At 70.4% G+C, this 18,422-nt stretch carries 15 protein-coding genes and 1 tRNA gene; 8 read left to right on the top strand and 8 right to left on the bottom strand.

The annotated features are described in order from the left end of the window. Positions 1-54: 54 nt before the first annotated feature. Positions 55-678, bottom strand: coding sequence for a hypothetical protein (locus tag E4099_RS00085; protein ID WP_135336785.1), 624 nt, complete (start codon positions 676-678; stop codon positions 55-57). A 1,932-nt stretch (positions 679-2,610) separates the two neighbouring features. Here E4099_RS00085 and E4099_RS00075 point away from each other — a divergent pair. Continuing rightward, complete coding sequence (locus tag E4099_RS00075; RefSeq protein WP_135336784.1) at positions 2,611-2,877, top strand: helix-turn-helix transcriptional regulator; 267 nt, start codon at positions 2,611-2,613, stop codon at positions 2,875-2,877. Beyond that, positions 2,877-4,094: a tyrosine-type recombinase/integrase gene (locus tag E4099_RS00070; protein WP_135336783.1), complete on the top strand. Its 1,218-nt coding sequence runs from the start codon at positions 2,877-2,879 to the stop codon at positions 4,092-4,094. Before E4099_RS00075 ends, E4099_RS00070 begins: the two co-directional genes overlap by 1 nt. Positions 4,095-4,289: 195 nt before the next feature. Here E4099_RS00070 and E4099_RS00065 read toward each other — a convergent pair. After that, positions 4,290-4,363 (bottom strand) — tRNA-Pro (locus E4099_RS00065). Positions 4,364-4,809: 446 nt separating this feature from the next. Continuing rightward, positions 4,810-5,913, bottom strand: coding sequence for a glycoside hydrolase family 113 protein (locus E4099_RS00060; RefSeq protein WP_135336782.1), 1,104 nt, complete (start codon positions 5,911-5,913; stop codon positions 4,810-4,812). A gap of 440 nt (positions 5,914-6,353) precedes the next feature. Here E4099_RS00060 and E4099_RS00055 point away from each other — a divergent pair, with 440 nt between their 5' ends. After that, positions 6,354-7,067 carry a hypothetical protein gene (locus E4099_RS00055; protein ID WP_135336781.1) on the top strand — a complete coding sequence of 238 codons (714 nt, stop codon included), beginning with the start codon at positions 6,354-6,356 and terminating at the stop codon, positions 7,065-7,067. A gap of 207 nt (positions 7,068-7,274) precedes the next feature. Here E4099_RS00055 and E4099_RS00050 read toward each other — a convergent pair whose 3' ends face one another. Then, a complete protein-coding gene (locus tag E4099_RS00050) occupies positions 7,275-8,411 on the bottom strand; it encodes an LUD domain-containing protein (protein WP_135336780.1) in 1,137 nt (378 codons plus the stop codon). A gap of 265 nt (positions 8,412-8,676) precedes the next feature. Between E4099_RS00050 and E4099_RS35100 the strand changes: the two genes are divergently transcribed. Beyond that, complete coding sequence (locus tag E4099_RS35100; protein ID WP_386388910.1) at positions 8,677-8,946, top strand: hypothetical protein; 270 nt, start codon at positions 8,677-8,679, stop codon at positions 8,944-8,946. Between the two features lie 136 nt (positions 8,947-9,082). Here the strand turns inward: E4099_RS35100 and E4099_RS00040 are convergent, their stop codons facing one another. From E4099_RS00040 to E4099_RS00030, 3 genes are all read right to left on the bottom strand, one after another. Beyond that, the gene (locus E4099_RS00040) at positions 9,083-10,108 is read right to left on the bottom strand and encodes an alcohol dehydrogenase catalytic domain-containing protein (protein ID WP_135336779.1); all 1,026 of its coding nucleotides are present in this window, start codon (positions 10,106-10,108) and stop codon (positions 9,083-9,085) included. A 368-nt stretch (positions 10,109-10,476) separates the two neighbouring features. Continuing rightward, positions 10,477-11,226 carry a calcium-binding protein gene (locus E4099_RS00035; RefSeq protein WP_245244431.1) on the bottom strand — a complete coding sequence of 250 codons (750 nt, stop codon included), beginning with the start codon at positions 11,224-11,226 and terminating at the stop codon, positions 10,477-10,479. Between the two features lie 468 nt (positions 11,227-11,694). Further along, entirely contained in the window at positions 11,695-11,913 is a 219-nt protein-coding gene (locus E4099_RS00030; RefSeq protein WP_135336777.1) for a hypothetical protein, read from the bottom strand. Between the two features lie 320 nt (positions 11,914-12,233). Between E4099_RS00030 and E4099_RS00025 the strand changes: the two genes are divergently transcribed. Then, entirely contained in the window at positions 12,234-13,868 is a 1,635-nt protein-coding gene (locus E4099_RS00025; protein ID WP_135336776.1) for a fatty acyl-CoA synthetase, read from the top strand. A gap of 51 nt (positions 13,869-13,919) precedes the next feature. Here E4099_RS00025 and E4099_RS00020 read toward each other — a convergent pair whose 3' ends face one another. Next, positions 13,920-14,627 (bottom strand): TetR/AcrR family transcriptional regulator, encoded by a 708-nt coding sequence (locus E4099_RS00020; protein ID WP_135336775.1) that lies wholly within the window; start codon positions 14,625-14,627, stop codon positions 13,920-13,922. A gap of 88 nt (positions 14,628-14,715) precedes the next feature. Between E4099_RS00020 and E4099_RS00015 the strand changes: the two genes are divergently transcribed. The 3 genes from E4099_RS00015 to E4099_RS00005 all read left to right on the top strand — a co-directional run bounded on the left by E4099_RS00015 (position 14,716) and on the right by E4099_RS00005 (position 18,391). Then, positions 14,716-16,914: an MMPL family transporter gene (locus E4099_RS00015; protein ID WP_135336774.1), complete on the top strand. Its 2,199-nt coding sequence runs from the start codon at positions 14,716-14,718 to the stop codon at positions 16,912-16,914. A 607-nt stretch (positions 16,915-17,521) separates the two neighbouring features. Further along, positions 17,522-17,935, top strand: a complete 414-nt coding sequence (locus E4099_RS00010) for an SHOCT domain-containing protein (protein ID WP_135336773.1) — start codon at positions 17,522-17,524, stop codon at positions 17,933-17,935. Between the two features lie 51 nt (positions 17,936-17,986). Then, positions 17,987-18,391, top strand: a complete 405-nt coding sequence (locus tag E4099_RS00005) for a DUF7144 family membrane protein (protein ID WP_135336772.1) — start codon at positions 17,987-17,989, stop codon at positions 18,389-18,391. Positions 18,392-18,422 lie beyond the last annotated feature (31 nt).

Raw genomic sequence — 18,422 nt, 5'->3', positions numbered from 1 at the left:
AGGGGAGATGACAGTGCAGCGGTCGGTCCGATGGGCATGGGTACCACCTTACGATTAGCCGCCGACATGGGCACTGGCCTGGGCCGGGCCGGGGAGGGTGAGAGGCCGGGCCGCCGCGGAGCAGTGGACTCTGCGGGACTCATCCCCTCCAGTACGGGCCCGTCGCCGGGTCCCGGCACCACACGACCTGCCGCCATCGCGCCGGACCGTCATGCCGAAGTCGTAGACGTGGGAACGCCCCTGCTTCTCCCACCAGCGCCACGCCTGTCCGACCTCGTCGGCCAGGCGGCGGGGCCCGGCCTGGCGGGCAACGGCGGGGCCGGCAGCAGGCTGATGGATGACGGCCCGGGACGACACCCCGTCGTGCAGGCGTACTGTGATGCCGTCCCCGGCCTGGGTGGTGGTGATGTGCACATCCGGCAGCACCACCCGGACAGCGAAGAGCAGGCTTCCGTCCTGGAGGGCGGCCAGGTCATGGTCGAAGCCGCCCTCGGTGCCGGCCAGTTCCTGCTCCGTCGGCAGGTTCTCCGACAGGTGCGCTGCGCGCTCGCCCATGAAGGTGGCCAGCCCCTGTACCCAGCCGGTGGCGCTGCGGTGGTCGTCGGCCACGGTGAGCGCGACGTGGCCCAGCCGTCCCCAGGGCAGCACGATCCGGACGCCGGGGCGGGTCTGCGCCACTCACGCCCAGGGGACTTCCTCCACCGTGTAGGTGGCCAGCACCCGGCCGTAGGGCGCGCCGGCCAGCCGGCGTTGCCGTCGCCGACGTGGACCTCGACGTCGGCGCCGGCCGCGTTCAGGCGGGCGCGGGCTTCGGTGGCCAGGTCGGGGTCGGTCTCGACGGACCGACCCTGGCGTACGACACCGCCTAAGCCCTGATCACCCTGCACAGTGCGCCGGACAAAACCGCCCTCGTGCGCGCCTGGGCCCACGAGAACCCCGGCGCTGTCCCCGGCGTCCACTACGACCACTGGCTCACACTGAGCCAAGCCGAACGCCAACGCCGCCTCATGTGGCTGCACAGGCACGGCCACTCCCCCATCCAGCTCCTGTAACTCGACGCCGGCCTCATCCACAGCACAGGGCTCCATGTCCTGCCCTGGGGCCGCTCGCCGAGCAGTGTCGACCAGGAGCATGCGACGCCACCCCCCTGGCCACAAGCCCGCGAACAGCCCTGAGCGACCTCAGCTGATTCACGCCCGTGATGCGCCTGCCGGGTCCGACCCAGACGGCCAACGACGACCAAGATCCGGACCATTCACGGTCCAGCCTCGACATCGCTCATCACTCGACACTCGTTTCCCCTGGTCAGTGGGCGTGCGACCCACGTACCACCAGCAGACCAAGAAGCTGCTGGCCGTGGGCACCCTCCCGCTGCCGGAGGGGGCGGAGCGCCTGCACAAGCTGCCGATGAACCGCGCAGTCTCTGGCACGCGCCCACTGACCGCCGGGTGCCCCAAGGTCGTGACGCACAAGTATCCCCGCTCCAGTCCCCGAGCTGGCTTCCCGGGCGTGGGTTGTGGATGTCCTGTCCGTCCCGGGCCGAACTGGCCGAGTCCGTTGGAAGGGTGGCGCCTGTGGCGATGTCCTCGTCGCACCAGCCCGTGATGTGGAGCAGGAGGCCGTCGAGCGGACCCTCGTCACTGGCTCGGCGTACGTATGCCCAGACTCGACTTCGTGCGGTACGTCGCGATCGGCGCCGGAGAAGCCGCTCGCCTATGGCGTCAGGGTGGCACCCGGGTCAGACAACGGGCAGCCCGCCGCGACATCTTGGCCGTGCAAAAGCGAGGCAATATAGCGCGGGATCGCCGGTTAGCCAAACCGGTGATCCCGCGCATCATTGATAGTCCACCGCCACTAGCTGCCCGCACATCGAAAGGCATCGCCAATCCCAGCACGAAAGGTCACGGCCCGGGTGACCGATAATCTTCCACGCCCCCGCGTAGCTCGTGCGGAACAGGTCCTGGGCGTGCTTTACGTCCTTCGAGGTGCGCAGCTGCAGCTTCAAGTCGCCGGTTCTGTGATGACCGCTCCCTCTCACGTCCCGGGTAAACCCAGGCACGAGGTCGACCTTCGTCGACCGCTTCTGCAAGATCTGCCGGCACCGCGCTCTGCCCGGTGCCGACTGCAGGCACGGCCGCCTGTCGGCGAACCTGCCATGGGGCCGGCTCCCCGGCAGCTGACGGAGGCGACCGTCTCAAGCCGAGCAGGATCGCTGCCGAAGCTTCCAGAGAGGAGTGTCCACAAGCGCCGTGATCACTTCCCGTTCCACGGCCATGGCTCCGGATTCACCAGGCGCTCCCCCTGTACCGAAGCGCTCCGGAGGACAGATAACAGCTGATCTCCGGTTAGCGAAAGCGGGATCGAGTGGTTCCTTTGAGCGCCGGAGCCGCCGGCGTGCGAGCGGGGGCCGTCATGCGTTATGAGCGCTTTCGCCTCCTGCGGCAGAGCAACGCCGCGTTCTCGGTCAGAGAACTTAGCCAACTGGAGTGGACTTCCAGTCCCTTTGCCTCAATGCTGTGTGGTCCGCCGTGATCAATCAGGTAAGGCATCGCCGCGACCCTGGCCCTTTCGATAGCCCCCAAGCCCAGTACAACCCGCAACAGGATCCCGATGCCCAACCGAGTGCAACCGCATATATCCGCTGCCGAAGCGGATGCCACCACGGCTCTCCCCGTTCCCGCTAATGCCACCTACACCACCAGGGAGTTGGCTCGCCTTTTGAAGGTCGATCCGTCCACCATTCGCCGCTGGCGTACTGCCCAGCCACCGCAGGGACCGCCTTTCATATCGCTTTCGGCGCGCCACACCATCTACCGAGCGGCTGACGTCCATCAGTGGCTGGAGCAGCGCCGGGTCGACCCCGGTGAGGCCGCCTGATGGCACACATAGAGCGGCTCCCCATCGCCGTCCCGCTGTCCACCGATATCGAGCACCGTCCGGACCGACCCCTGTCCTACCGGGCCAGGGTCCGCTGGGTTGATCCGCTCACCAAGGAGCGCCGGTCGGTCTCTGAGGCCCGTCCCACGGAGGACGAGGCGCAGGATTGGATCGACGCCCTGACCGCCGCCGCTGTGCGCGGTATCGATCCGGCGACGTCCACGCAGCCGCTGGCCGTCTACGGCGATGCCAATATGAAGCTGGCGATGCGCGGCCTGGAGGCCAAGACGCACGACCCGTATCGGGCGGGGTGGAAGCTGCGCGTGGTGCCCAGCCTGGGACACATCACTGTGCCGATGGTCAGCAATGGTGCGGTGGACCGCAGTGTGTACGGGTGGATCGCCGACGGGGTGGGTCTGTCGTCGGTGAAGAACAGCCTGGCGGTGCTGGTGCGGGTGATGGAGCAGGCCGTCCGAGACGGCATCATCGACCGCAACCCCGCTCGGGTGACCGGCTGGCAGGCGGAGTACCACAAGGCGGAGGACGAACTCGATGATCCCCGCTCGCTAGCTCTGCCGGACTGGGGCACCCTCACGACCTTGGCCGACGCACTGGTGGCACGCTCGTACCAGGAGTTCGCCGGGTGGGGCAGCGTGGTGCTCTTCGCCGCCGCCACAGCCGCCCGGATCGGCGAGGTCTCCGGTGTCCGGGTGAGGGACATCGATCCGGTCAACTGGATCTGGACAGTCCGCCGCCAGACCACCCCGGCGCCCGGCGGGCTGGTCGACAAGGGCACCAAGGGGAAGATGGCCCGCCGCATCCCCTTGATCGAGGAGGTGCGGCCCATCGTCGCCCAACGCCTCCTGGCAGCCGGACCCGACCCCAACGCGCGGCTGTTCACCGGGCCGCGCGGCGGGCGGATCTCCACCGCGGTACTGCGGGACGCCACCCACTGGGACGAGGTCGTCACCCAACTCGGCTATGAACACCTACGCCGGCACGACCTCCGCCACACCGGCCTGACCTGGATGGCCGACGCCGGAGTCCCCCTCCACGTCCTGCGAGTCATCGCCGGACACGGCTCCTTGATGACCACCCAGCGGTACCTGCACCCCGACCTTCGGGCTCTGGCGGAGGCTGGGCGGTCACTCAGCGCCCATCTGTCCGGCGCCCCGGCCCCATCGGAGGCTCTGGCGGCGACGCTCCGGGCCCTGTAGAAACCGGACAACGCCCCGCGGATCAGAAACGATCTTGGTCCCCAAGAAACAGCCTCTGATCAGGGCATTTTTCGATCCGTGGTCCCCAAGCGGTCCCCGATTGCCTGACGCAGCATCAAACTGATGTCACGTCAGAGAATCGCAAAAAGCCCTCTGGCCTGGGATTTCTCCCGGCCAGAGGGCCTTTTCGCACCGTCGGGACGACAGGATTTGAACCTGCGACCCCTTGACCCCCAGTCAAGTGCGCTACCAAGCTGCGCCACGTCCCGGTGCCCAGCGAACCTGCGACACCCTCATCATACCTGCAGGTCAGTGCCGAATTCTCCGCACCCCCGGCTCCCCCTGTCCCGACCTCGGGCATGCTTCTGGCGTACCCCCGAGATACCTCTTGATCCTGCTGCTTTCTCTCTGTTCTCTCCCAGAACGACCAGGGGCTTCTCGGGCCAGGCAGCAGAGCTACGACGACGTTGTCTCCTCAGAGGGGTCGCGCAGTGCCGGAACCAGCATGGGACTGCCCAAGGGGAGATCTCCAGCACGATCCGGGGCCGTCAGGGCTTCCGGCCGACGCCGGCCCACATCGAAGACTCGACCCTCGGCGGGACGGGCCCGGGGTGGTCCGGCACCACTCTGCTGGCGGCCCCGGCCTCGGGTCTACCAGCCCGGACCAGCCCGGCAGGCCGGCCGTCGGCTGCCCGGGCTCTGGTGGCGGCACGTGTCACTGAAACCGGCGGGCCACCGTATGGAAGGACTGCTTGGGCTCCCACTGGCCGGTTTCCGCGTAGCCGCGCCGCGTCCCGGTGGGGAATGTCTTGGCCAGCGCGAAGCTGGCGATGTCCAGGTCGTTGCGGCGCTGTGGCGAGTAGGGCGAGTCGGGCGCGATGAAGTTGTAGATGAACGCGCCGTGCACCCGCTCGGCCGCGTAGAGGTCCAGCAGTTCCCCGAGCTCGTCGGCCTGTTCCTGTTCGTTACGGACATAGCCGTCCTTGACCACCGGCGGCTCATGCTGCCAGTCCACCACGTTGAAGCCTGCACCTCCCTGTTCCCTGGCCCCCGTGAAGGTGCAGCAGCCGAACTCGGTGATGACCACGGGCTTGCCGTGCCGGTGCAGGGCGCGCAGCTCCTTGGTGTAGGTGGCCCTGTTCTCCGCGTTCCGGTACAGATTGACCCCCACGACGTCGAATCCACGCCAGTCGACCTCCTCCCATTCCCCGGAGCTGTAGGTGATCCGCCCCTTGAACAGCGGCCGTATGGTCTTCAGCGTCCGGTCCAGGAAGGCGTTCAACCGTTCCTGGAACCCGGCCGACTCGGGGCGCCCCAGCGCCTGACCGCGCTCGTTGTAGTCCTTGCCTGGCACCAACCCGGACATGAAGATGGTCAGCTCGGTGCCGACCGCTATGCCCACATCGGGGTGTCGCGCGCGCAGTCGCTCGGCGGCGCGCGCCACCGAGCCGAGGAAGGCGAGGGTCTGCTCGGCGTCCTTGTCGAACTGTCGCGGTTCGAACCAGACGAACAGGCCGTGCGCGGCCGCGATCGACGCGGCCTCCGTCAACCGGTCCAGGTCGTGACCGAGCAGCAGGATCGCGTTGCAGTGCAGCTGCTCCTTGATGGCCGCGATCTCCCGGCGGACATACTCCGTCCGCCAGGTTTCGCGGTCGGTGTCGAAGTTGACGCCCTGGTACGTGAGCGATTCGGCGGTCCGCGGCGACGCTGCCGCGTCGGTGGCCGTGGTACGGGCACGTGCGTTGTCGGCGGCGCAGGCGGTGGAAAGGGCGGCGGTGGCCGCGAGCAGGGTTCGGCGGGCGATCGGTGCTGATGTCATACGGACAGCCTGTCCGGAGTGCGGTCGGCGGCGCGTCGGCCGAAAGGCGCGGATCCCTCGACCAAAGTCTCTGCCGCACCCGATCTTTGACGCCGATCCTCGACCGAAGTCGCTGCGCATCCGACCTTCGGTGCGGATCCTGGCACCGGATGGCGGCATCTCGGTGCGCGTCCCACGGCGGCGGATCACACCACGGTAGTGCCTGAAGAGCGGTAAGTAATCGACCGCGAAGAGGTCGAGGTCGTGCTTGACCTGCTTGCGGCCTTCCCCGTCCAGCGGCCTTGGTCAACCGATGCCCGAGGCTGTTCACCTCGGCCCCCAAAGGGCATGCAAGCGCCTTGACTTCGTCATTGACCTCCCCTTTACTCGCGACGATTCCCGAGAAGGAGGGAAGACACATGCGCACGAAGAGAGCGAGACACGCGAACACAGCCGCACTTGTGTTGACTGCCGGCCTGCTCGTGGGGGCGTCACTGACGGGGCCGGCCTCCGCCGAGGAGCGGTCGTCGGTCATCTTGGGCGGTGTCGCCTACAGCTTCACCACGGGTAAGCCCATTCCCCATGCCCGCATCGCCGTCGAGGAGACAGGCGCCGCAGTCGAGTCGGACGACAACGGCCGGTGGTCACTCGACGTCCCGGTCGGCTCGGACGCCACCGTGCACATCACCAAGCTCGGCTGGTACCCGATGTACACGCAGACCTTCCGGAACGTGCAGCAGGACATCCCCGATGTCTTTCTCCAGACGCCGGATCTGGCGACCACCGCCGGGCTGTGGGCGCTCGTCGCCGTCCAGACGGGGAAGGACCCGTTCTCGGGCGGCTGTGTGATCGTCTCCACGGTCGTGGACAAGCGCGCGGTCGGCATGTCCTTCGAGGAGCTGATGGGCTTCGCCCCGCACGGCGTACCCGGCGCCACCGCCTCGGCCTCCCCCGCACTGCGGGGCCCGCTCTACTTCAACGACTCCGTGCTGCCCGACATCTCCTTGTCGCAGACCTCCACGGACGGCGGCGTGATGTGGACCAACGTGCCGACCGGCACGTACACCTTCCACGCCGCGCACCCCACCGAGAAGTTCGCACCCTTCACCGCGACGTGCAAGGACCACCGCTTCATCAACGCCAGCCCCGCCCACGGCCTGCACGGCATCCCGTGACCCGCGGGACCGTCGCCCCGGTCAGGGCAGGCGAAGGGCCCGACCGCTCAGTGGCCGGGTCCTTCGCCGTTTCCGGTCTGTGGCCCGCGCCGGCCGAAGGGGTGGCTGCGTGCTCCCCTGGGCCCGGCCGTCCGCGTTCCTCACGAGGCAGGCGGGGGCGAGCGGCCAGCCCTCTGTGGCGTTCCGGCATCCTCGCCGCGTGGGAGGTCAGAATCCGATGGCCTCGCGCAGCAGCAGGACGGTGCCGCGCCCAGGATGCGGCTCGGCGTTGAGGACGAGCAGACGGTTGACCGCGCTCGGATGCCCGTAGGCCTCCTGGCTGCGCGCGGTCTCCAGCGGAAGGGCGTGCTCCTCGACCCGGCGCAGTGCGGTGCTCAGGTCGGGCACCACCTTCTGCGCCCCGACGACCCAGATCGCCCGTGCGGCGCCGCCGGCAGATGCGGGCAGTTGGCTGCCGCTGCCCGAGGCGATGACGAGCGAGCCGGTCTCGGTGACGGCCGTGACGCTGGCGACGAAGACGTCGGGGGTGGCCACCAGCCGGCGGATCTGGTCGGACTCGGTGGCGCGGTCCATCTTCAGCACCCGCGGCCGGATGGCCTGGTGGCGGTCGCTCGCTTCGATGTCCTGCGCGATGCCGGAGAGCCGCAGCGTCTCGCTGGCCCCGGTGAACACGTCCGCGCCGTGCGGGATCAGATCCTTGATGCGGGCGCGGGCCGCCGCGGCGTCGTCGAGCAGTTCGGCGGTGAAGCCGTTCGCCCGCAGCGCCGCGATCACCCGGTCCAACCGTTCGGCGGACGCCGGCGCGCTGAAGTCGTCGGCCCGCTCCGTGGCCGACGTGCTCGCCTCACCGGCAACCGCTGTCCGGCCTGTGTCCCCGGTTTCGCCGGAGCCGTGGGCCTGAGCGTCGGGACCGGGCGCCGAACCCGCCAGCGGGGTGGTGTCGAGGTACCGGACCTCGTAGACCCGCTCGGCGAACTTCCATCCCTCCGATGTACGCCGGTAGGTGTCGTGGTAGATGGCGAAGTTCAGGCCCGAGCGGCCGTCGAGCACACGCGCGATCTCCTGCATGTAGGTGCGACCGGTGGCGGTGTCGCCGTCGACCCGGATGATGCCCGGGTGGCTGTTCTGCACGAAGAAGTCCCACTGGTCTTGCAGCTGTTCGCCTCCGGTTCGGATTTCCTCCCGGCCTATGAACTCGACCGGGATGTTGGGCATGCGCAGAACACCGTCGGGGGTGAACAGCCCGGCAAGGCGGGCGCGGTCTCGCATCATCGCCGCGTCGGTGAACTCGCCGCGCAGCGCCTCGATCTCGACGCGGTCGGCGATCTCCTGGAAGTCGTTCATATTCAGCGTCCCGTCCTGCGGATGGCATGTTCCTCTTCACCAGTCCGACAACGCGGCCCCGCCGAATGTGAGGCGAGCCGCCGCCGGCCGCTGTCTCACCATGACCACCTGCACGCCGGAGTTTGCGTGCGCGGTCGACTGATCGGCTTCGGCAGGCTCGCCGAGGAACAGAGCAGGGAAACCGGGGCCAGTCGGCAGCGCTGGCCGGCTCTCAGGCAGTCAGGCCGCGGCCCCGCCCCCGGAAGGTACGTCGGTATGCCCGCGGGTGAGACGCCGGTTGCGGCGGCCCGGTGCCGGCGCAGCGGGGAGGCGCTCGGCCGGACTGCTTGCAAATCTGGCGGCCGGCTACCGGCTGATCCATCGGCCCCGCTGTGACCGCAAGAGCTTCTCCTGGCGCGAGCATCGGGACCTGCCGACCGCAGCCCACCAGCAGCTCGGCGGCCCGATCGTGCTCGTCTGGGACAACCTCAGGGTCCACGAAGCCGCCAAGCTACGGCGGCGGCCGGCGGCCCGGGACTGGCTGACCATCTACTGATTGCGCCTTACACCCCGACCTCGACCCGGTCGACCCGATCCGGTCGCTCCCAGGACGCGGCCGGCTCTCCAACGTCGCCTTCAGCACGCCGAACACCTCGTCCAGTGCATCCGGCGCGGCCTACGGCACATGGGTGTCACCCGGTCGTGAGCACCATCCGGAAGCGTGCCTTGCCGGCAAGCATCTTCTGGTACGCCTCCTCCGCACGGTCCAGCGTCACGGTCTCGGTCAGTGGGCGGATGCCCCGCAGGGCGCTGAACGCCATGGTGTCCTCCACGTCCTGCGAGGTGCCGCTCGCGTGGCCCCGGACGACATGGATACCCATGATCAACTGTGCCGGGGTGATGCCCAGCGGTGCGGTGTCCACCCCGATGACCACCAGTTCCCCGCGCGGGGCCAGGCCGTCCACGGTGGAGGTGACGGCCTCGGAACTGCCGGCCGTGGCCAGTACGACCCGTGCGCCGCCAAGGGACAGCAGGGCCTCGGCGACCGGCGTGCCGGAGGTGCTGTCGATGTAGTGGTGGGCGCCGAGCTGCTGGGCGAAGTCTGCCTTCTCGGGGCCGCGGGCGATGGCCACGGTCTCGAATCCCATCGCGGCGGCGTACTGCACCCCAAGGTGCCCGAGGCCGCCAAGGCCGAGCACCGCCACCAGATCGCCGGGCCGGGCGGAACTCCGCCGCAGGCCGTTGAAGACGGTCACGCCCGCGCAGGCCATGGGCCCCGCATCGGCCATCGCCAGGGCGTCGGGGATCCGGGCCAGGGCGTCGACGGGTGCGATCACCTTCTCGGCGAATCCTCCGTCGTATGCCCATCCCGGGACTTTCAGGGCCCGGCAGGCGATGAAGTCGCCTTCCCGGCAGGGCTTGCAGTGTCCGCAGCTGCCCCCGAACCAACCGACCGCGACTCGGTCACCGACCTGCCAACCACGGTCCCGAGTGCCTTCGCCGAGCTCCTCGACGCGGCCCGCGATCTCGTGCCCCGGCACCTCGGGGAACGACACGCCCGGCAGTCCACCGCTCACGAACAGCGCGTCACTGTGGCAGACGCCGCACGCTTCCACGGCGATCCTGACCTGGCCGAATCCCGGCTGCGGCACCGCACGCTCGGTCAGCTCGAACGGGCCGTTCGGGCCGGTCACCTGCACGACTCGATAGGTGCTCATACTCAACTGCCTCCCCTGGGGGAGTGGGAGCACGGGTGCGGCCTGATCGCACTCGCGACGCCAGGCCGCCGGGGACGGTGCCCTTCAGGCCCGTCTGTAGTGGTCGGGCCCTTGGCCTGGGCGGTGTGCGCCCGAGTCTCTACGGATGCGGTATCCGTGACCAGCGCATTCCTGCCGCCCGCACCCATGAACGGGCTAACTCTTCATCATCTACCAGCCTAGCAACCCGGCACTCGGCGGCAACCCTGCCGTGATCGCCAGGCCCTGCCCGAAAACACGATGGAGATCCCCGGGGCGGCCGGGGCCGGAGCGGGTTGCCCGGGGAACCTGTGGCACTCGTGGCTCCCCGGGCGGTGAGTGAGGAGTCCTCAGTCCTGGCGGACGACGTCCCGGCCGGGGCCGCCGGAGAGCGTGTCCGTGCCGGGGCCGCCGTACAGCTTGTCGTCGCCGCTGTTTCCGCTCAGCCGGTCCCTGCCGCTGTTGCCGTACAGGACGTCGTTGCCCTTGCCGCCGTTCAGCGTGTCATCGGCGGGCCCACCGTAGATCCTGTCGTTGCCGTCGTCACCGGACAGGGTCTGTTCGCCGGGGCCGCCGCGGAGCACGTCGTTGCCCTTGCCGCCCTCCACCAGGGCGCTGTCGCCACTGGCGTCGACCCGGTCATTGCCGTCACCGGCCCAGACCATGGCGGCCACGCCCACCGTGATGGAGTCGTCGCCTCCCTGGCCGAGGACGTAACTGCCGTCGACGCTGCCGGTATCGGTGAGGGTGTCCTTGCCAGATCCCAGCTGGATCCTGTTGCCGTAGTAGGCCTGGTCGGTGGCATTGTGCACGGTGGCCACATCGTTGCCGTCGGCCAGGTCCATCTGCAGGGTGACGTACGGGTCCTGGCTCTCCACGGTTTCGACCGCGCAGGAGACCTTGGTGCGGTCCGCGGCGTCGGGGTAGGAACAGCCGTGTCCCGCGGTGATCGGCACGACATCGTCGATCACATAGACGATGTGGGTGCGGCCGCTGTCGAACGACTCGTGGACGATCACCTTGTTGGTCTGGCCGGCCGCTGCGGTGTAGGCGAGTTCGCGGCCGTTGTCGCTGACCTGGGCAGTGGCCGCCGGTGTCACGGCACCAGCCGTGCCGGCCAGGCCGATTGATGTGCCGAGCGCCAGGGCCAGTGCCGAGGCGTGTAAGACCCGGCGGCTTGTGAGGTGGGTGGGCATCGCATGATCTCCAACGGGAGTTGCCGATATGACTACTACATGTGACGACCGACCCCAGCTCTTGGTTGCCCGTCGCTTCACGCCACCGCACCCCCGAACGCTCGCCGGATGGCCGGGGAAGGTCTGGCGAACTCTCCCCCGCCAATGCCCCAGAGATCCCCTCTGAACTGCTGGAACAGCGTGTCGACGCCTGAGTGCCGCACCGCTGGGCCGGGTCGCGTGTTCGACGGATTTTCCTGCCGCGCGCGCCGGTTCACCGATCGGCTCGGACGGTGCGAGGTGAACGAGATGCTAACGCAGGGTGTATATCTCGCCGATGGTCGGGGTCTTCCGAACGAGCGCCGCGTACTCTCGTCGAACGGCGGACCGCCCCTAACCGGCCTCGGACCACTCGTCCGGCCCCCCACCGCGCCACTCGATCAGCCAGGTGGTCTCCAGGTCGAGCACCTCGGGGTCGAGCCCCGCCCGGCGGAGGAACTCCGCCAGGTCCCGCATGCCGTACGCGGTGCCCAGGATCTCCCCGTCCACCCGCACCCGGCGCCCACCGGACGCGGACGGCGGGTAGATCACCACGGGCGGATGCACGGCCATGAGCCCAGCGTGCGCCGGAAGACCGGCTCGCGCAGCTCGGCCGTACGCCCCTGAAGCGGGACGTACGCCCCAGAGTCCGCCCCGGCGGCTCGGGACGGGGCGTGCGTCTCGGTCAGGCCGGGCCCTCGCCGGTCCGGCTTTTTGGCCCCCGCCTGACCATCGACAAACTCGGGGGGTGCACTCGTACTCTGTCGGCCACCAGCCAGTCGGCCTGTCGTGCCGTCCGCGGACCGGATCCCACCGGTCCCCTCCTGCCCAAGACGGCCGGGGCCGGACGGCACGCCGTACCGTCCCGCGGCGGACGAGAGACGAGGAAGCGCATGCCCGAACCCGACCACCACCTCCCGGACGCCGATCCGCAACCCTCCGTCGCCCTTGCCCGACGGCAGTCGCTGGCGGATCTGCTGCGCCGATCGGCCCGCCGGCATCCCGACCGGGTCGCGGTGATCGAGGGCGACACCTCCCGTACCTTCGCCGAACTGGACGCCGACGCCGGCGCCGTGGCGGGCGCCCTGATCGAGCGCGGGGTGCGGCCCGGGGACCGGGTGGCGCTGCTGTCGCGCAACTCGCTGGACTATGTGCGCGCCATCTTCGGTGTCGCCCGCTGCGGAGCGGTGCTGGTCCCGGTGAACTTCATGCTCGGCGCCGCCGAGGTCGGCTTCGTCCTGCGGCACTGCGCGCCGACCGCGCTGCTGGTGCAGGACGCGCTGCGGCCGGTGGCCGAGCAGGCGATCGAGGCGGCCGGGCCCGGCGGCCGGCCGCGGGTGCGCTCGGTGCTGGGTGATGCGGGTGGGGCCGCGGGGTGGGAGCCCTTCGGCGCGCTGCTGGCCCACCCCGACGCCACCGAGCCCGAGGTGGCCATCGGCCCGGACGATCCGGCGCAGATCCTCTACACCTCGGGCACCGAGTCGCGGCCCAAGGGCGCGGTGCTCTCGCACGCGGCACTGATCACCCAGTACGCCAGCTGCGTCATCGACGGCGGTATGGACCGCCATGACGTCGAGATCCATGCCATGCCGCTCTTCCACTGCGCCCAGCAGCACTGCTTCCTGGTGCCCGACATCCAGTTGGGTGCCCGCAGCGTCATCCTGCCCGGGCCGGATCCGGCGGCCCTTCTGGCGGCGGTGGAGCGGCATCGGGCGACCAAGCTGTTCGCGCCGCCGACGGTGTGGATCGCGCTGCTCAACCATCCGGACTTCGCCCGCCGCGACCTGTCCTCGCTGCGCAAGGGGTACTACGGGGCGGCCATCATGCCGGTCGAGGTACTCCGGGAGCTCTCCGACCGGCTGCCGGAGCTGCGGCTGTGGAACTTCTACGGCCAGACCGAGATGGCGCCGGTCGCGGTCATGCTGCAACCGGAGGACCAGGTCCGCAAGGCGGGCGCGGCGGGCCGGGCCGCGCTGCACGTGGAGACCCGTGTGGTGGACGCCGCGGGAGCGGACGTGCCGGTGGGCGAGGTCGGTGAGATCGTGCACCGCAGCCCGCACGCGGCTCTGGGGTACTACAACGACCCGGAGAAGACCGCGGAGGCGTTCCGCGGCGGCTGGTTCCACTCGGGCGATCTGGGGGTGCTGGACGAGGAGGGCTATCTCACCGTCGTCGACCGGATCAAGGACATGGTCAAGAGCGGTGGGGAGAACGTCTCCGGCCGTGAGGTGGAGGAGGCGCTCTACCAGCACCCCGGGGTCGCCGAGGCCGCGGTCATCGGGGTGCCGCATCCGGTGTGGATCGAGGCGGTGGTGGCCGTCGTGGTGGCCCGGCCGGGAGCCGCGCCGACCGCCGCGGAGCTGGACCGCCACCTCCGCGGTCGGCTGGCACCGTTCAAGGTGCCCAAGGCGTTCGAGTTCGTCGACGCCCTGCCGAAGAACCCCAGCGGCAAGGTGCTCAAGCGGGAACTGCGGCAGCGGTACGCGCGGCTGCTGACCGCGGGCGCCGCCGCGGCCCCGGCACCGTGAGGCCGGCCTGACGCGACGGGCCTGGCCGCCCCCCTGGCCGCCCGCCGGGGGTCAGGGGGCGGCCAGGCCCGCCAGCACCACCGACAGGGTGCTCTCGATCACCGCGTCCCGTTCCTCGGCGGGCAGGTGGGCGAAGGGTCCCTCCAGGATCAGCTCGGCCACACCGTGCACCGCGGACCAGGCGACGGCCTCGGCGAGTGGCCGCCGACCGGGGGCCATCCGGCCATGGGCGAGCAGCTGGTCCAGGGACTGGACGAGCAGCTCGAAGGAGCGGGCCTGGGGTTCCCGGCCGCCGTTCACGGTGCCGGGTCCGTCACCGTCACCGCCCCCATCCCCGTCACCGTCCCCGTCCCCGCCCTCGTCCTCGTCCGCGGCCGCGGCCGCGGGCACCGGGCAGAAGGCCGAGCGGAAGAGGCCGGGGCACTCCACCGCGAAGCCGATGTAGCCGCGCCCCAGCGCGAGGAAGCGCGAGGTCGCCGCCGCTCCCGGGTCGGTGCTCTCGGCGACCGCCCGGGCGGCTTCCTCCATGCGGTCGGCGAGCACCACCTGGGCGTGCGCCTTGACCTCCCACAGCAGGTCGGCCTGGCCGTCGAAGTGGCGGTAGGCGGCGGTCGCCGAGACACCGACCCGGCGGGCGGCCTCCCGCAGCACCACGCGCTCCGGGCCGCCCTGGGTGGCCAGCTCGACCGCCGCGGCGACCAACGCGTTGCGGAGGTCGCCGTGGTGGTATCCCGACTTGCTTCCCGGCTTCGTGACCATGCCTCCATCCTGCCCCATGTTGACAGCATTAACATTCCCCTGCCATGCTCGATGTTAATGCCGTAAACATAAAACTCTATGGGGGATCATGCTCACCCGGATCACGGAGCTCGCCCTGCGCAGGGCCAAGCTCCTGCTCATCCTCGGCACCCTGGCCGTCGTGGCCATGGGAGTGCTCGGCGCCGGGGCGTTCGGCAAGCTGAAGGGCGGCGGGTTCGACGATCCGGACGCTCCCTCCAGCCGCGCGCAAAAGATCATCGACGAGAAGTTCGGCGGGGAGCACGACCTGGTCTTCCTGGTCCGCGCCGAGGAGGGCGGCCGGCTGGACGCCCCGGCCGTGCGGGAGCGCGGCCAGTCCCTCACCGCGGACCTGCGCAAGGACCCGGATGTTTCCGGGGTGGTCTCCTACTGGGACGCCCGGAACCCGGCACTGCGCTCCCAGCGCGGCGACAAGGCGCTGGTGCTGGCCCATGTGAAGGGCGACGAGAGCGAGCGGGCGGACCGGACCACCGCGCTGGTCGACCGCCTCACCGGCGAGCGGGACGGAGTGAGCGTACGGGCCGGTGGGGCCGCGGCCGTCCAGCACGACGTCACCGCCCAGGTCGGCAAGGACCTCGCGGTGGCCGAGAGCATCGCGGTACCGCTGACCCTGCTCCTGCTGGTGCTGGTCTTCGGCAGCCTGGTGGCGGCTCTGCTGCCGCTGGCCATCGGCCTGATCGCGGTCGCCGGCACCTTCGCCGAGCTGTCCGTCCTCGGCAGCCTCACCGATGTGTCGGTCTTCTCCATCAACCTGACCACCGCGCTGGGCCTGGGCCTGGGCATCGACTACGCGCTCCTGCTGGTCAGCCGCTTCCGCGAGCAGTTGGCCGCCGGCTTCGAGGTACCGGACGCGGTGCGTCACACGGTGGCGACGGCGGGCCGCACCATCGTCTTCTCCGCCGCCACCGTGGTGGCCGCGCTGGCCGCGCTGCTGATCTTCCCGCCGTACTTCCTCCGCTCCTTCGCCTACGCGGGTATCGGGGTGGTGATCGTGGCCGTACTCAGCGCCCTGTTCGTGATGCCGCCGCTGCTCGCCGTGCTCGGCCACCGCGTGAACAAGGGGCGGCTGCCCTGGGCCGCCTGGGCCCGCGGATCCGACGCGCCGCTGTGGGGCCGGCTCGCCGGCGCCGTGATGCGCCGCCCGGCGCTGACCGCGCTCCCGGTGCTGGCGGCCCTGCTGCTGCTCGCCAGCCCCCTGCTGGGGGTCTCCTTCGGCACCCCCGACGAACGGGTACTGCCCGAGGACGCGGCCAGCCGCAGCGTGGCGACCCAGCTGGATCGGGACTTCGCCCAGGACGACAGCGGCGCCGTGCAGATCGTCACCACCGGCCCGGTGGCCGCCGCGCCGCTGCGCGCCTACGCCCAGGAGCTGTCCCGCCTGCCGGGCGTGGCCCGGGTGGACACCAGCGCCGGCAGCTACCGCGACGGTACGCCCGGGCACCCCGGGCCCACGGCGGCGGCGCTCGGCCGACCGGACGCCCAGCGGCTCACCGTGGTCACCGAGCTGGAGGCCAAGTCCGACCGGGCCCAGGACCTGGTGCGCGCCATCCGCGCCACGGACCCGCCGGCGGGCAGCCGGGTCCTGGTCGGCGGTGAGGACGCCCGGCTGGTGGACGCCAAGCACACCATCGGCGTGCGGCTGCCGGTGGCGGCCGGACTGATCGCGGTGACCACCTTCGTCCTGCTCTTCCTGTTCACCGGCAGTGTGGTCCAGCCGCTGCGCGCTCTGCTGCTCAACTCGATCAGTCTGGCCGCCGCGGTCGGCGCCATGGTGTGGATCTTCCAGGACGGGCATCTGTCCGCGCTGCTCGGCTTCACCCCGCAGCCCCTGGACACCTCCATGACCGTGCTGCTGTTCTGCGTGGTCTTCGGCCTGTCCATGGACTACGAGGTCTTCGTCACCAGCCGGATGAAGGAACTCCATGACGCCGGGGCCGGGCAGCGGGAGGCGGTGACCCAGGGCCTGGCCCGCACCGGCCGGATCGTCACCATGGCCGCGGGCCTGCTCTCGGTGAGCTTCTTCGCCTTCGGCACCAGCGACATCAGCTTCCTGATGCTCTTCGGCCTCGGCAGCGGGCTCGCCATCGTCATCGACGCGGTGCTGGTGCGCGGTGTGCTGGTGCCGGCCGCGATGCGGCTGCTGGGGAGCACCGCCTGGTACGCCCCGCCCCGGCTGCGGGCCCTACACGACCGGGCCGGCCTGTCCGAGACCCCGGCCGAGCCCCAGCGGGTCCCCGCGGGGGTCTGACCGGAGCGCGTGACCGCACTCCGCACTCCGCCGAGCCGGCCTCACCCTCGTGGTGGGGCCGGCTTCGGCATGGTGGCGGGCCGCGCTGCGGACCTGTGCGGGGCCCTAGGCGGGGGCGGAGGACGGGCCGTGCCGGGACGGAGGGCAGTCTCGGACAGGGCCCGTGAGCGGGACCGGGCACGGGGCCGTGCGCGGTCGGAGGAAGGCCGGGGACAAGGCCGGGCGCAGGGCCGGGGAGAAGGCCGGCGATGCCTCGTATGGCGGTGTCCGGCACGTGCGGGTAAGGATGGTATGGGATCGGTTTTCCGACCGGCAGGTCGCTTCCCGCCGCCGCCCAGGGCGACGGCCCGGCACGGCCTCCGGGCCGGTGGACGAGATCCCGAACGCCTTCCGGGCGTGCGCGCCGGGCCTGCCGGCGGACGTCGCCGGTGACGCGCCGTCACCGCCGGCAGCGCATCGGCCGCACCTCCCGGCCCGGCCGGCCACCCGCGCCGGCCCCCTTCCCCGGCCAGTGGCGCCGGACCAGCCCCGACGAGACCGACAGCGCCCCGCAGGAAGGCGGAGCGCCGACGCGGCACGGGAGACCCCACAGAACAAGGAGAGACCAATGAGCGGCTCCGTGAACCTGGCCTACGACTATCCACTCCTCGGCGCCTTCTGGACCATCCTGTGGATCTCGCTGTGGGTGCTCTGGTTCATCCTGCTGTTCCGTGTCATCGCGGACGTCTTCCGCGACGACAACCTGGGCGGCTGGGGCAAGGCGGGGTGGATCGTCCTCGTGATCGTGCTCCCCTTCATCGGTGTCCTCGCCTATCTGCTCGCCCGCGGCGACGGCATGGGCCGGCGCGAGTACCAGCACGCCCAGGCCCAGCAGGAGGCGGTGAACTCCTACATCCGCAAGACCGCCGGCGCCCCGGGCATGTCCGAGGCCGAACAGCTCGCGAAACTCTCCGAGATCCGGTCCAGGGGCGACATCAGCGATGAGGAGTTCGCCCGGGCCAAGGCCAAGATCCTGCACTGAGCGGGAGGCGGCCGGCCCCGCCGGGGCCGCAGACCGAAACGAGGCGACATCATGTCCTCCACCACCCGACACGGCGAGAGCGCGCCGGCCGTGGCCTACGGCCTGCTGGTCTTCGCCGCAGTGATGCTGATCGTCGGAGGGATCCTCGACATCCTCCGCGGCATCATGGGCATCCACCAGGACGCCGTCTTCGTCAGCACCCCCGACTACCTGTTCAAGTTCGACACCACCGGCTGGGGCTGGATCCACCTGATCGCCGGGGCGGTCGCCATCCTGGTGGGCGTGGGGCTGTTCAAGGTGAGCCTGTGGGCACGCGTCCTCGGGGTGATCGTGGCCGCGGTGCTCATCCTCATCAACTTCCTCTCCATCCCCTACTTCCCGCTGTGGTCCATCGTGGCCATCGCCTTCTACGGCTTCGTGATCTGGGCCATCTGCGTGGTCCGGGCCCCCCGCTGACCAGGCGGGGGGCGGGGGCGGGGTCCCGGTC

This window comes from Streptomyces palmae (assembly GCF_004684805.1).
Taxonomy (GTDB): domain Bacteria; phylum Actinomycetota; class Actinomycetes; order Streptomycetales; family Streptomycetaceae; genus Streptomyces; species Streptomyces palmae.
This window is presented reverse-complemented; position numbering and strand designations above follow the sequence as displayed.